The organism is Lysobacter yananisis, from assembly GCF_031199375.1.
Classification (GTDB): Bacteria; Pseudomonadota; Gammaproteobacteria; order Xanthomonadales; family Xanthomonadaceae; genus Lysobacter; species Lysobacter yananisis.
This window is the reverse complement of sequence record NZ_CP133568.1, coordinates 4,641,260-4,654,901: the sequence shown is the minus strand read 5'-3', so window position 1 is coordinate 4,654,901 and position 13,642 is coordinate 4,641,260. Positions and strand designations below refer to the sequence as shown.

At 71.3% G+C, this 13,642-nt stretch carries 9 protein-coding genes; all 9 read left to right on the top strand.

Going from position 1 to position 13,642, the window contains the following annotated elements:
- Position 1: 1 nt before the first annotated feature.
- The 9 genes from tssF (at position 2) to tssL (ending at position 13,640) form a co-directional block, all read left to right on the top strand.
- Positions 2–1,882, top strand: coding sequence for a type VI secretion system baseplate subunit TssF (tssF, locus tag RDV84_RS19500; RefSeq protein ID WP_309151291.1), 1,881 nt, complete (start codon positions 2–4; stop codon positions 1,880–1,882).
- The gene (tssG, locus tag RDV84_RS19495; RefSeq protein ID WP_309151290.1) at positions 1,846–2,898 is read left to right on the top strand and encodes a type VI secretion system baseplate subunit TssG; all 1,053 of its coding nucleotides are present in this window, start codon (positions 1,846–1,848) and stop codon (positions 2,896–2,898) included. Before tssF ends, tssG begins: the two co-directional genes overlap by 37 nt.
- A 25-nt stretch (positions 2,899–2,923) precedes the next feature.
- Positions 2,924–5,680, top strand: coding sequence for a type VI secretion system ATPase TssH (tssH, locus tag RDV84_RS19490; RefSeq protein ID WP_309151289.1), 2,757 nt, complete (start codon positions 2,924–2,926; stop codon positions 5,678–5,680).
- 59 nt (positions 5,681–5,739) lie between these two features.
- Positions 5,740–6,777, top strand: coding sequence for a hypothetical protein (locus tag RDV84_RS19485; RefSeq protein ID WP_057947652.1), 1,038 nt, complete (start codon positions 5,740–5,742; stop codon positions 6,775–6,777).
- Between the two features lie 94 nt (positions 6,778–6,871).
- Positions 6,872–8,812, top strand: coding sequence for a type VI secretion system Vgr family protein (locus RDV84_RS19480; RefSeq protein ID WP_078995362.1), 1,941 nt, complete (start codon positions 6,872–6,874; stop codon positions 8,810–8,812).
- A gap of 8 nt (positions 8,813–8,820) precedes the next feature.
- Complete coding sequence (locus tag RDV84_RS19475; RefSeq protein WP_309151288.1) at positions 8,821–9,360, top strand: DUF6931 family protein; 540 nt, start codon at positions 8,821–8,823, stop codon at positions 9,358–9,360.
- Positions 9,357–10,943, top strand: a complete 1,587-nt coding sequence (tagH, locus tag RDV84_RS19470; RefSeq protein ID WP_309151287.1) for a type VI secretion system-associated FHA domain protein TagH — start codon at positions 9,357–9,359, stop codon at positions 10,941–10,943. The genes RDV84_RS19475 and tagH overlap by 4 nt, the downstream gene beginning before the upstream one ends.
- Complete coding sequence (tssK, locus tag RDV84_RS19465; protein WP_057947656.1) at positions 10,940–12,277, top strand: type VI secretion system baseplate subunit TssK; 1,338 nt, start codon at positions 10,940–10,942, stop codon at positions 12,275–12,277. Before tagH ends, tssK begins: the two co-directional genes overlap by 4 nt.
- Position 12,278: 1 nt before the next feature.
- Entirely contained in the window at positions 12,279–13,640 is a 1,362-nt protein-coding gene (gene tssL / locus RDV84_RS19460) for a type VI secretion system protein TssL, long form (protein WP_309151286.1), read from the top strand.
- Positions 13,641–13,642: the final 2 nt, after the last annotated feature.

Here is a 13,642-nt window from a genome sequence, read left to right as displayed (position 1 = left end):
CATGGACCCGCGCCTGCTCCATCACTACAACCGCGAGCTGCAGCACCTGCGCGAGATGGGCGCGGAGTTCGCCCGCGACTACCCCAAGGTCGCCGGGCGCCTGGGCATGAGCGGCATCGAGTGCGCCGACCCGTACGTCGAGCGCCTGCTGGAAGGCTTCGCGTTCATGGCCGCGCGCGTGCAGCTGGAGCTGGAAGCGCAGCAGCCGGTGTTCGCCGCGCACCTGCTGGAGATGCTGTACCCGCATTTTCTCGCGCCGCTGCCGTCGATGGCGGTGGTGCAGTTGCATCCCGAGGCGGGCGAGGGCATCGACCCGGCCGGCCACCACCTGCCGCGCGATACCGCGCTGCACTCGCTGCTCGGCCACGGCGAGCGCACGCCGTGCGAATACCGCACCGCGCACGAGGTGGTGCTGTATCCGCTGCGCCTGACCGATGCGGCCTATCTGGCCTCGCCGGCGGCGCTGGCGGCGATAGGCATCGCCGCCGACGCCGGGGTCAAGGCCGGCCTGCGCCTGAGTTTCGCGGTCGAGCCCGGGCTCAGCGTGGACATGCTCAACCTGGACCGGCTGCCGCTGTTCATCGCCGGCGCCGACGGCCAGTCGGGCTGCCTGTACGAACAACTGCACGCGCACGCGACCGGCTTCGTGGTGCGCGCCGCGGCCGGCCCCAACGGCAGCTACCTCAGCCGCACGTTCGGACCCGAGCGCATCGGCGAGGTCGGCTTCGACGATGCGCAGGCCTTGCTGCCGCGCAGCGAGCGCTCGTTCAGCGGCTATCGGCTGCTGCAGGAATATTTCGCCTGTCCGGAGCGGTTCCTGTTCGCCGAATTCTCCGGCCTGTCCGAGCTGTTGCCGCGCGCGTCCTGCCTGGGGTTCGAGATCGTGGTGCTGTTCGACCGCGTCGCCGAGCGGCTCGACAACGCGGTCGGCGCCGACAACTTCCGCCTGTACTGCACCCCGGCGATCAACCTGTTCCCCAAGCGCGGCGACCGCATCCACCTGCGCCAGGGCGTGTCCGAGCACCACCTGCTCGCCGACCGCACCCGGCCGATGGATTTCGAGGTCTACAGCGTCGCCCAGGTCGAGGGCTACGGCGACGCCAACGAGCCGTTGCAGCGTTTCGAGCCGTTCTACGCCGCGCAGGGGCGCAGCTGGCACGAGCGGCGCTCGGCGTTCTATGCGCTGCGCCGGCATCCGCGCCGGCTGTCGCAGGGGCAGAAGCACAACGGCGCGCGTTCCAGCTACGTCGGCAGCGAGACCTTCATCGCCCTGGTCGACGGCGAGCAGGCGCCGTACGCGCACGATCTGCGCCAGCTCGGCCTGCAGATGCTGTGCACCAACCGCGACCTGCCGCTGCACATGCCGGTCGGCAAGGCCAGCACCGATTTCCTGCTCGACGACGCCGCCGCGATCGGCGCGGCGCGCTGCGTCGCCGGGCCGACCCGGCCGCGCGCCGCGGTCGCCGCCGGCGATTCGCGCTGGCGCCTGATCAGCCACCTGCAGCTCAACTACCTGTCGCTGCTCGACGACGGCGAGGACGGCGCCAGCGCGATCCGCGAGATGCTGACCCTGTACCACGACCCGCACGACAGCGCCGCGCGGCGCCAGGTCGAAGGCATCCGCCGGGTCGCCTCGCGCCCGATCGTGCGCCGGCTGCCGCTGCCGGGGCCGGCCACGTACGGCCGCGGACTGGAGATCACCCTGACCTGCGACGACGCCGCCTTCGAAGGCCAGGGCGCGTACCTGCTGGCGTCGGTGCTGCGGCATTTCTTCGCCCGCCAGGCATCGATGAATTCCTTCACCGAGACCGTGCTGCGCACGCTCGAACGCAACGAGGTGGACCGATGGCCCGCAAGGCTCGGAAACCGACCGATCCTGTAGCCCGCGGGGCGGCGTCGGCGGACGCCGCGCGCCTGTTGCGGGCGCTGCGCGAGCGGCCGCAGGACTTCGAACTGTTCGAGGCGCTGCGCCGGATCGAGTGCGCGTACCCGCAGCACCCGCGCCTGGGCCAGGCCGCGCGCCCGCAGGACGAGCCGGTGCGGCTGGGCCAGCGCGCCAGCCTGGACTTCGCCCCGCGCAGCGTCGACGCCCTCGACGAAACCGGCGGCGGACGCGCGCCGCGGCTGCGCACGTTTCCGCTCGGCCTGTTCGGCCCGCAAGGCGCGCTGCCGCTGCACCTGACCGAGTACGCGATCGAGCGCGAACGCATGGACCAGGACCCGACCCTGGCCGCGTTCGCCGATCTGTTCCATCACCGCATGATCGCGCTGTGGTACCGCAGTTGGGCCGATGCGCGGCCGACCGTGCACGCCGACCGACCCGACCAGGACCGCTTCGGCGGCCACGTCGATGCGCTGGTCGGGGTCGGCCAGCCGGCGCTGCGCGAACGCGATGCGCTGGCGCCGGACGTGCGCCGTTACTTCGCCGGACGCTTCGCCGCGCAGGCGCGCAATGCCGAAGGATTGCAGGCGGCGATCCGGACCTTGTTCGACGTGCCGCTGACGGTGCAGTCGTTCTTCGCCGACTGGCTGGACCTGCCGCCGGACGGCCGCCTCGGCATGGGCCGGCAAGCCGCGCGGCTGGGCCAGGAAGCGACGATGGGCGCCAAGTTCCGCAACGCCCAGCACCGCTTCCGCCTGCGCATCGGGCCGCTGGACCTGCCGCGCTACCGCGAGTTCCTGCCCGGCGGGCGCGCGCTGCGCGAGCTGGTCGCGCTGGTGCGCCATTACTGCGGCGACGAATACCTGTGGGACCTGCAACTGGTGCTCGACCGCAGCCAGGTGCCGCCGCCGCGGCTGGGCAAGTCGCAGCGCATGGGCCAATCGCTGTGGATGGGCGATTACCGCAAGCCCGAGCACGCCGACGACCTGGTCCTGCACCCCGCCCTCAACGCCTGAACCCACTTCCGCAACGGGAACCGCCATGGCCAACATCAGCCGCGCCGCATTGTTCGGCAAGCTCAACAAGATCGCGTACCAGAGCATCGAGTCGGCGACCGTGTTCTGCAAACTGCGCGGCAACCCCGAGGTGGAGCTGTCGCACTGGCTGTACCAGCTGCTGCAATTGCAGGACGGCGACGTGCATCGGATCGTGCGCCACTTCGGCATCGAGCCGGCGCGGCTGGCGCGCGACCTGACCCAGGCGCTGGACCGGCTGCCGCGCAGCGGCGGCGGCGCGCACTTCGATCTTTCCGCGCACGTCGAGGAGACCGTGGAGCGGGCCTGGCTGTACTGCAGCCTGCGCTACGGTCGCCAGCGCGTGCGCAGCGGCGACCTGCTGGTGGCGATCGCGCAGACCCGCGGCCTGCGCAACGCGCTGCTGGCGCTGTCGCCCGAGTTCGCCGCGCTGCGCACCGAAGCGTTGACCGACGAACTCGAACGCATCGTCGCCGGCTCGCCCGAAGACGACGCGCTGGACGTCGCCGCGACGCCGGCCGAGGCCGCGCCGGGGCAGGGCGCCGTCGCCGGCGGCGACGATGCGCTGGCGCGTTTCACCGTCGACCTGACCGCGCAGGCCCGCGCCGGCAGCATCGACCCGGTGGTCGGCCGCGACGAGGAGATCCGCCAGCTGGTCGACATCCTGATGCGCCGCCGGCAGAACAATCCGATGCTGGTCGGCGAGGCCGGCGTCGGCAAGACCGCGGTGGTCGAGGGCTTCGCGTTGCGCATCGCCGAGGGCGACGTGCCGCCGGCGCTGCGCGAGGTCGAGCTGCGCGTGCTCGACGTGGGTTTGCTGCAAGCCGGCGCCAGCGTCAAGGGCGAGTTCGAAAACCGGCTGCGCCAGGTCATCGACCGGGTCCAGGCGTCGGTGCGGCCGATCGTCTTGTTCATCGACGAAGCCCACACCCTGGTCGGCGCCGGCGGCGCGGCCGGCACCGGCGATGCCGCCAACCTGCTCAAGCCGGCGCTGGCGCGCGGCAACCTGCGCACCATCGGCGCGACCACCTGGGCCGAGTACAAGCGCCATATCGAGAAAGACCCGGCGCTGACCCGGCGCTTCCAGCCGATCAAGATCGAAGAGCCGGCCGAGGCGCGCGCGGTGGCGATGATGCGCGGCGTGGCCGCGGCGATGGAGCAGCACCACCGCGTGCAGATCCTCGACGAGGCGCTGGAAGCGGCGGTGCGGCTGTCGCATCGCTACATCCCGGCGCGGCAGCTGCCGGACAAGTCGGTGAGCCTGCTCGACACCGCCTGCGCGCGGGTGGCGATCAGCCATCACGCGGTGCCGCCGCAACTCGACGACGCGCGCAAGCGCATCGCCGTGCTGGAGACCGAACAGACGATGGTCGAACGCGAGGGCCGCATCGGCGTGGACGTGGCCGAGCGCGCCGGCCGGGTCGGCACGGAGCTCGCCGACCTGCGTGAGAACGAGCAACGCTTGCAGCAGGGCTGGGCGGCGGAAAAGGCCCTGGTCGAGCGCATCCTGGCGCTGCGCGCCCGACTCGGCGAAGCGGTCGCCGCGAGCGAAGCCGGCGCGACCGCGATGGCGCACGCCGAGCCGGCAGACGACGCAGCGGCGGACGAGGAACTCGCAGACGCTGAAACGCCGATCCGCGGCGACGGCGAGGCGCACGCGCCGGCCGACCCCGGCGCGCCGTCGCTGCTGGACCAACTGCGCGCCCTGCAGGCCGAACTGTCGGCGCTGCAAGGCGAGCGCCCGCTGGTGCTGCCGAGCGTGGACTACCAGGCGGTGGCTTCGGTGGTCGCCGACTGGACCGGCATTCCGCTTGGGCGCATGGCCCGCGACGAGGTGCGCACGGTGCTGGAACTGCCGGCGCTGCTGGGCCGGCGCGTGGTCGGCCAGGACCATGCGATGGAGGCCATCGCCCGGCGCATCCAGACCTCGCGCGCCGGCCTCGACAACCCCGACAAGCCGGTCGGCGTGTTCCTGCTCGCCGGCACCTCCGGCGTCGGCAAGACCGAGACCGCGCTGGCGCTGGCCGAGACCCTCTACGGCGGCGAGCAGAACCTGATCACCATCAACATGAGCGAGTTCCAGGAGCCGCACAGCGTGGCCACGCTCAAGGGCGCGCCGCCGGGCTACGTCGGCTACGGCGAGGGAGGGGTGCTGACCGAAGCGGTGCGCCGGCGCCCGTACTCGGTGGTGCTGCTCGACGAGGTCGAGAAGGCGCATCCGGACGTGCACGAGATCTTCTTCCAGGTGTTCGACAAGGGCTGGATGGAGGATGGCGAGGGCCGCCGCATCGACTTCCGCAACACGCTGATCCTGCTGACCACCAACGCCGGCACCGAACTGCTGACCAGTCTGTGCGCGGACCCGGACCTGACCCCGGATCCGGACGCGCTGGGCCAGGCGTTGCGCGCGCCGTTGCTGAAGGTGTTCCCGCCGGCGCTGCTCGGCCGCCTGGTCACCATCGCCTATTACCCGCTCGGCGACGCGCTGCTGGCGCGCATCGCCCGGCTGCAGCTCGAGCGCATCGCCCAGCGCGTGGCCGCGCGCTACCGCGCGCAGTTCCGCTACGGCGAGGACGTCATCGCACTGGTGGTGCAGCGCTGCACCGAGTCCGAATCCGGCGGCCGCATGATCGATTCCATCCTCACCCACGCGCTGTTGCCGACGATCAGCCGGCGCCTGCTCGAACGCGACGCCGAGCTGCCGCCGCCGCGCAGCATCCGCATCGGCGCCGACGGCGCCGAACTCAGCGTCGAGATCGACTGAGCCGCCGCCGTCCGTCCACTCCCGTCCCCACGCCACCGATCCCACTACCGAGACCCGCCATGAGCAACCTGAGCAGGGAAGAGTTCCTCGCCCTCAACGCGATCGCCAAGTCGCGCCGCGAGCTGATGTTCCAGACCTTCAACGGCACCCAGCTGAAGTTCGGCAAGTTCAGCTACGCCAAGGGCAACTGGCACGGCATGGCCACCGGCATCTACGAATTCCAGGGGATGATCCAGGAGAAGGTCACCGAGGCGATGCTGCCGAAGATCCAGGAAGCGGCGCAGGCCTTCGCCGCCGACGCCGCCGGGGTCGGCAATTTCAACGAACTGGTCGCCGCGCTCGGCCAGGAATCGGCCGGCCAGTTGCTCAAGGAAATCATTCCCTGGGTCGGCCTGGTCTACACCACGATCAACTGGGCCAAGGCGTCCAAGCAGGTGATCACCGACGCCCACCACCTGTACCGGATCAAGGCCGGCGATTTCCGCTCCGGCTTCCGCGACGGCACCCCGCAGGCGGCGGTGGACTCGGTCCAGCAGATCATCAAGCGCGAGCTGTACGTCGGCGGCATCGACTGGGCCAACCAGACCGTCGGCTTCGGCACCAAGGTGGCCGGCGTGTTCATCGACATGGGCACCGCGACCACGCTCGGCCCGGGCATCGCCACCTTCATCGCCGACTGGCTGCTCAAGCTGACCGTGATCGGCATGGACATCAAGCAGATGAAGGCCGGCAACCGCTGGCTGCAGAATCCGGGCGACCTCAGCATCAAGGTGTTCGAGGAATGCCCGATCCTGGGCTGCTACCTGCTGATCAGCGCCGATACCTCGAGCGTGGCCAATCTGTTCGTCGCCGACATCGGCCTGCCCAACTGGATGACCCAGGTCGAGCAGATGTACGAGAGCAAGATCGAGCCGACCGTGCGCTACGCGCGCGACCTGGTCGATCGCTCCAATCTGCAGCTGGAAGGCGTCAGCGGCCGCGCCCAGCCGGCCAAGACCCACGTCAAGAAGGATTTCTTCCTCAAGTCCAAGGCCAAGGCGGCCAAGGACTACCTGCGCGCGCACGTGCCGCACCGCAGCTCGCGGCCGACCGCCTGAGGCCGCGGGCTCGATGCCGCGAACCTGACGCCGACGCCCGTCGTTCCCAGCCCGACCCTCGCACCGAACGCCCCCTTCGCCGAGAGCACCGACCATGGCCCACGCCATCACCTTGCAGTCCCCGCTGGGCGACAAGCTGCGCTTCGCCCGCATGCGCGCGCGCGAGCAGCTCGGGCGCCTCTATACCTTCGAGCTGGAAGCGATCAGCCGCTCGCCGGCGCTGGACCTCAAGGCGATGCTGGGCATGGCGATGTCGGTCAAAGTGACCACGCCCAAGGGCTACGTGCGCCATTACCACGGCATCGTCAGCGAGGTCGAGCAGACCGGTTTCGAATACATCAAGGACTTGCGCTACGCCGTCTATGCGCTGGTGCTGGTGCCCAAGCCCTGGCTGCTGACCCAACGCCGCGACTGCCGCATCTTCAAGAACAAGAGCGTGCCCGAGCTGGTCCGGCTGCTGCTGTCGGAGGCCGGCTACACCGACGTCAAGCTCAGCCTCACCGGCAGCTACAAGGCGCGCGAGTACTGCGTGCAGTACCGCGAGAGCGACTTCGACTTCATCAGCCGGCTGATGGAGCAGGAGGGCATCTACTACTACTTCACCCACACCGCCAGCACCCACACCATGGTCCTGGCCGACGCGCTCGGCGCGCACAGCGCCAACGCGCCGTTCGCGCGGGTGCCGTACTGCCCGCCGGGACAGAAGGGCAGCCGGATGAAGGATTCGATCACCGACTGGAACCTGGGCCGCAGCGCGCACAGCAAGCGCGTGCGCCTGAACGACTACGACTACCTCAAGCCGCGCGCTTCGCTGCAGGTCGCCGAGGAGCCGGCCGAGGCCTGCGGCGGCAGCGTCGGCGAGCTCGACGTGTTCGACTATCCCGGCGCCTACGAAGACCTCGCGGTCGGCCGGCGCTACGCCCAGGTGCGCGCGGAAGCGCTGAACGTACCGCAGGCGCGGTTCAGCGGACAGACCGACGCCTGCGGTCTGGCGGTCGGCGCGCTGTTCAAGCTCAAGGATTTTCCGCTGGCCGAGTACAACCAGGAATACCTGGTGGTGCAGGCCGAGACCGTACTGGTCGAGGTCGACTACGTATCCGGCGAAAGCGCCACCTGCGAGCCGTACTTCTGCACGTTCTCGGCCTTGCGCAGCCGCCAGCCGTTCCGCACCGCGCAGACCACGCCGTGGCCGCGCATCGCCGGGTTGCAGACCGCGGTGGTGCACGGCAAGACGCCGGAGGACATCGAGGTCGACCAGTACGGCCGGGTCGAGGTGGACTTCTTCTGGAGCCCGCCGGGCAAGCGGCGCGCGGACTGCTCCTGTCCGGTGCGGGTGGCCTCGTATTGGGCCGGGCGGCGCTGGGGCGCGGTGCACATCCCGCGCGTCGGCCAGGAAGTGGTGGTGAGCTTCCTGGAAGGCAATCCGGACCGGCCGCTGATCATCGGCAGCGTCTACAACGCCGACCATATGCCGCCGTATCCGCTGCCGGCGCAGCGCACCCGCAGCGGCGTGCGCAGCCGCAGCCATCCGCGCGGCGGGCCGGAGGACTACAACGAAATCAGCTTCGAGGACCGCAAGGGCAAGGAAGAACTGCTGCTGCACGCGCAGCGCGACATGCGCCACGAATCCGAGAACGACCACCTGGTCGACACCAAGCGCGACGAGACCGGCGAGATCGGCCGCAACCGCGAATGGACCGTCGGCCGCGACGACACCCTCAAGGTCGGCCGCAAGCTGCGCATCGAGGCCGGCAACGAGATCGAGCTGGTCACCGGCGCGGCGCGGCTGGTGATGAAGCGCAGCGGCGAGATATCGATCAGCGGCACCCGTTTGACCTTCGACGCGCGGATCGGCTTCAACGTGGTCGCCGGCGCCGCGGTCGACATCAAGAGCGGCACGGCGTTCACGGTGATGGCCAACGGCGCGGTGATGGTGCAGTCCAACGCGGTCGCCACGGTGCGCGCCAACGCCACCTTGCTGCTGCAGGCCACCGGCCCGGCCATCCTCAAGGGCTCGCCGCCCTTGCTGGCATGAGCGCCGCCATGACCGCGACCGCGCAGATCGCCGAGCAGATGCAGCTGTCCGAACCGGGACAGGCGCTGGCGGCCGCGCACGAGGCGCCGCTGGCGGCGGTCTCGGCGCTGATCGGCGCGCAGCGCTACGGCGACGCGCTGCCGCTGTCGCTGCGCCTGCTGCCGACGCCGTACGCGCTGGCGTGGACGTGCCAGTGCGCCGGCGCGCAGCCGCTGGACGAACGCGACGCGCAAGGCCTGCGCCTGGCCCAGCGCTGGATGCGCGAGCGCGACGAACCCAGCCGGCAGGCGGCGCAGGCCTTCGCCGAGAACGACGACTACCGCAGCCCCGGCGCCTGGCTCGCGGCTGCGGCGGCCTGGGCCAGCGGCGCGCCCGCGGCCGAAGGCGGCGCGCCGCCGGCGGCGCACTTGACCGCGGTTGCGGCCAACGCGGCGCTGGTGCTGCTGGCCAGCCGCGAGCCGGAGCGTTTCGACGAACGCCTGCAGCGCTGGGCCGAGCAGGCGCACGCGTTGCTGGGCCAGGTCCATCCCACGGAGCAGATCGCATGAGCGCGAGCGCACAGGCATTGACGATGCGGTTGCGCGACAGCGCGCTGGCGCCGGCCGGCGCGCGCGCGCAGTTCGAGGGCGGCGGCAGCATCGGCCGCGGCGCCGCCTGCGACTGGGTGCTGGAGGCCGACGGCGTATCGCGCCTGCACGCCACGGTGCGCTGCCTGGACGGCCTGTACTTCATCGAGGACCACAGCACCAACGGCCTGCTGCACAACGGCGCGGCGCTGCAGCCCGGCCTGCCGGTGGCGCTGCGCCACGGCGACTGGCTCAAGATCGACGTGTTCGAGATCGACATCGCGATCGGTACGGATGGCGCGCACGCCGCCGCGGCGCAACCGGCGTACGCGCCGATGCCGGCGCCGGTCGACGACGAGCTGCCCGAGGTCTCGATCGCGGTGCTGTCCGGCGCCGAATCCGATTACGTCGACGAACACGACCTGCAGGCGCTGCTGGCCGGGCCGCGCAGCGCGGTCGCGGTGGATCCGCTGGCCTTGCTCGACCGCGCCGAAGCCGGCCACGGCACCGAATGGTCGATCGGCGGCTGGAACCACACGCCGGCGGCCGCGGCGGCGTATCACATGCCGATGGCGACGGTCGCCGCGCCCGCGCCGGCGGTGTTGCCGGAAAACTGGGACCGCACCCGCACCCAGTACGCGTCGGCGCCGGTGCAGGAAGCGGCGGCTTCGGCGAAACGGGCGCCCGCCGCGGTCGCGGCGGGCGAGGGCGAGGGCGATACTGCGCCGCAACCGCGACGCGCAGCGGTCGATGCGCGGCCCGGATTGCAGACCTCCGAGCCGGCGCCCGCCGCGATAGCGATAGACGAGGATTTCCTCGCCGCCGCGGGGCCGGCCGTCGCGCCTCAGCGACCGGAACCCAATCCGCTGCAAGCGCTGTTCGATCCGCCACCGTCCGCGGCAATTGCGCCCGTCGCATTCGTCGGCGAATTCGAGCGCCCGCTCGACCATCCCGTCGAACATCCCATCGAACATCCGGTCGATTCGACGCCCAACGCGCCGCGGCCAGTACCCACCGGGCCGCAGCCGCCGCAACACCCCGCGCCAGCCTCGGACGCCGCGCTCTTCGCCACCGCTGTCGCCGGCCTGATGGACCTGCTGCGCGCACGCGCCGAGTTCAAGAACGGCCTGCGCCTGCCCTCGACCCTGGTGCAGCGGCGCGAGAACAATCCGCTCAAGTTCGCCGCCTCCGTCGAGGAAGCGATCGCACGCCTCGGCGGCCCAACCGACGGCGCCTACCTCGCCGGCGAAGCCGCGATCGAGGACGCCATGCGCGACATCCGCCACCACCAGCTGGCATTGCTGGCGGCGATGCGGATCGCGCTGGAGCACGCCTTCGCCCACTTCGACCCGGTCCGTTTCGATCCCGACGACGGCGGCAAGACCGCGTTGGGCTGGGGCGGCAAGGGCTGGCGCCGCTATCGCGAACGCTACCAGGCGCTGCGCGGCGATCCGGACGAGCGCTACCGCGTGCTGTTCGGCGACGAATTCGCCCGCGCCTACGAAGAGCAGATGAGCCTGATGAAAACCCGAGACGCCGGCGCGCACTGGAGCGGCACCGCATGATCGACAGCAACAAGGTGATCTGGAGCGAAGGGCTGTTCCTGCGGCCGCAGCACATGCAGCAGCAGGAGCGCTACCTGGAGCGTTTCGTCGAGCTGCGCGCCGGCGCGCTGCGCCCGCACGCCTGGGGCTTCGCCCTGCTGGAGCTGGAGACCGAGCTGCTGGCGATCGGCAAGCTGGCGATCCGCCGCGCCCGCGGCTGCTTTCCCGACGGCACTCCGTTTTCGATTCCCGACCGCGACCCGGCGCCGCCGCCGCTGGATGTGGGCATGGACTGCCGCGACCAGATCGTCAGCCTGAGCCTGCCGCTGCGTTCGGCGGCCCAGCCCGACAGCGCCTGGCCCGACGAAAGCGCGCCGCGCCTGACCCGCTACCGGGTCGGCGAAACCGAGATCGGCGACGCTTCCGGCAGCGTCGCCGGTTCGGTGCTGATCGAAGTCGGCTCGATGCAGTCGCGCCTGCGCCTGCAGTCCGAGCCCAAGGAGGGCCTGGTCGAGATCCCGCTGGCGCGGGTGATCGAATGCCGCCCCGACCGCCGGGTGATCCTCGACGACGCCTTCGTGCCCACGGTTTGCCGGATCGAAGGCGCGGGCGGACTGGTCACCTTGTTGTCGGAACTGCTGGGCCTGCTGCACCAGCGCGGCCAGGCCCTGGCCGAACGCGTCGCCGGCGGCGACCGCGTCGGCGTGGCCGACATCGCCGATCTGCTGATGCTGCAGACCATCAACCGCTACCAGCCGCTGGTCGCGCATTGGGCGCATTCGCCGCTGGAGCATCCCGAAGGCCTCTATCGGCTGCTGATCGAGATGGCCGGCGAGCTGGCGACCTTCACCCGCGCGAGCAAACGTGGCCCTTCGTTCCCGGCCTACCGCCACGAGGCGCTGCGCGAGAGCTTCGAGCCGGTGGTGCTGGCGCTGCGCGAGTCCTTGAGCGCGGTGCTGGAACAGTCGGCCATCGCGGTGCCGCTGCAGCAGCGCAAGTACGGCGTGTGGGTCGGCGTGCTGGCCGATCCGGGCCTGCTCGACGCAGCCTCGTTCGTGCTCGCGGTCAAGGCCGACGTGCGCGGCGAGGAGCTGCGCAAGCGGCTGCCGTCGGAATCCAAGATCGGCCCGGTCGAGAAGATCCGCGACCTGGTCAATCTGCAATTGCCGGGCATCGCCCTGAGCTCGATGGCGATCGCGCCGCGCCAGGTGCCTTACCACGCCGGCCGCCAGTACTTCGAGCTCGACCGGCATTCGCCGCTGTGGAAGGCGTTGCGCACCTCCGGCGGCATGGCCCTGCATTTCGGCGGCGGCTTCCCCGGCATCGAACTGGAACTGTGGGCGGTGAGGAGCTGAGATGAACGAGCGCAACGCCGCCTCCCGCGACGACGTCACCGTGCTGCGCGCCGCGCCGCCCGCGGCGGCGTCCGGCGCCGGGCGGACAGGGCATGAGGCCGTTGGCGCAGCGCCGGCGGGCCGTCTCGAACCAAGCCGCCTCGAGCCAGGCCGCGGCGAAGCCGGTCGCGCCGAGGCGGAGCTGGACACCGCGTTCAAGGCCTTGCCCGGCGCGGTCGCCGGCAACGGCCTGGTGCGCGCGGCCACGCCGCTGCTGTTGCTGGCGGTGCAGCTGCGCCACAGCGCGCAGGCGCCGGAACTCGGCGCGCTGCGCGCCGCCTGCGGCGCCAAGCTGCAGCGCTTCGAAGGCGACGCGCGCCAGCACGGCGTGGACGAGAAGATCGCGATGATGGCGCGCTACGTGCTGTGCACGTTGCTCGACGAAGCGGTGCTGGCGGCGCCGTGGGGCGACAGCAGCGGCTGGTCGCAGCGCACCTTGCTGGTCAGCTTCCACGGCGAAACCTACGGCGGCGCCAAGGTGTTCGACCTGCTCGACCGGCTCAGCCGCGAGCCGGCGCGTTACCTGGATCTGCTGGAAATGATCTACCTGGCCCTGGCGCTGGGCTTCGGCGGCCGCTATCTGGTCGAACCCGGCGGCCAGGCGCGCCTGGCCGACCGCCTGACCACGCTGCACGCGTTGATCCGGCGCCAGCGCGACACGCCGCCGTCCGAGCTGTCGCCGCATTGGCGCGGCGCCGACTACCGGCTGCAGGCGCAGTCCGGCGTCTCGCCGCTGCTGGTCGCCGCGCTGGCGTCGCTGTGCATGGTGCTGGCCACGTTCCTGTTCCTGCATACGCGGCTCAACAGCCTGTCCGCACCGATCAGCGCGCAGTTGGCGCGGATCGGCTTCGACCGGGTGCGCCTGCCGACCGCGGCGACGCCCGCGCCGGCGCCGGACCTGGCCGGCCTGCTGCGCGGCGAGCGCGACGCCGGCCTGCTCAGCGTCGACAGCGCCGACGGCAAGGCCACCATCCGCATCGCCGGCGCGGCGATGTTTCCCTCGGCCAGCGCCGAGGTCGACGCCGCCCAGCGGCCGCTGCTGGCGCGGGTGGCCGCCGCGCTCGACCGCCTGCCCGGACGCATCGTCGTGGTCGGGCATACCGACGACCAGCCGGTGCGCTCGCTGGCGTTCCGCGACAACTTCGAACTGTCCGCCCGGCGCGCGCAGAACGTCGGCGCGCTGCTGGCCGCGAACCTTCGCGATCCGCGCCGGATCGAGCACAGCGGCGCCGGCGATTCGCAGCCCATCGCCGTGCCGGCGCAGTTGCCGGCCAACCGCGCGCGCAACCGCCGCGTCGAGATCGTGCTGATCCCGGAGACCTGATC

Bases quoted from the DNA above. Each gene is read 5' to 3' on its own strand.
- tagH (WP_309151287.1), top strand. From the start codon at position 9,357: ATGAGCGCGAGCGCACAGGCATTGACGATGCGGTTGCGCGACAGCGCG.
- tssH (WP_309151289.1), top strand. From the start codon at position 2,924: ATGGCCAACATCAGCCGCGCCGCATTGTTCGGCAAGCTCAACAAGATC.
- tssL (WP_309151286.1), top strand. From the start codon at position 12,279: ATGAACGAGCGCAACGCCGCCTCCCGCGACGACGTCACCGTGCTGCGC.
- tssG (WP_309151290.1), top strand. From the start codon at position 1,846: ATGGCCCGCAAGGCTCGGAAACCGACCGATCCTGTAGCCCGCGGGGCG.
- tssK (WP_057947656.1), top strand. From the start codon at position 10,940: ATGATCGACAGCAACAAGGTGATCTGGAGCGAAGGGCTGTTCCTGCGG.
- RDV84_RS19475 (WP_309151288.1), top strand. From the start codon at position 8,821: ATGACCGCGACCGCGCAGATCGCCGAGCAGATGCAGCTGTCCGAACCG.
- RDV84_RS19480 (WP_078995362.1), top strand. From the start codon at position 6,872: ATGGCCCACGCCATCACCTTGCAGTCCCCGCTGGGCGACAAGCTGCGC.
- RDV84_RS19485 (WP_057947652.1), top strand. From the start codon at position 5,740: ATGAGCAACCTGAGCAGGGAAGAGTTCCTCGCCCTCAACGCGATCGCC.
- tssF (WP_309151291.1), top strand. From the start codon at position 2: ATGGACCCGCGCCTGCTCCATCACTACAACCGCGAGCTGCAGCACCTG.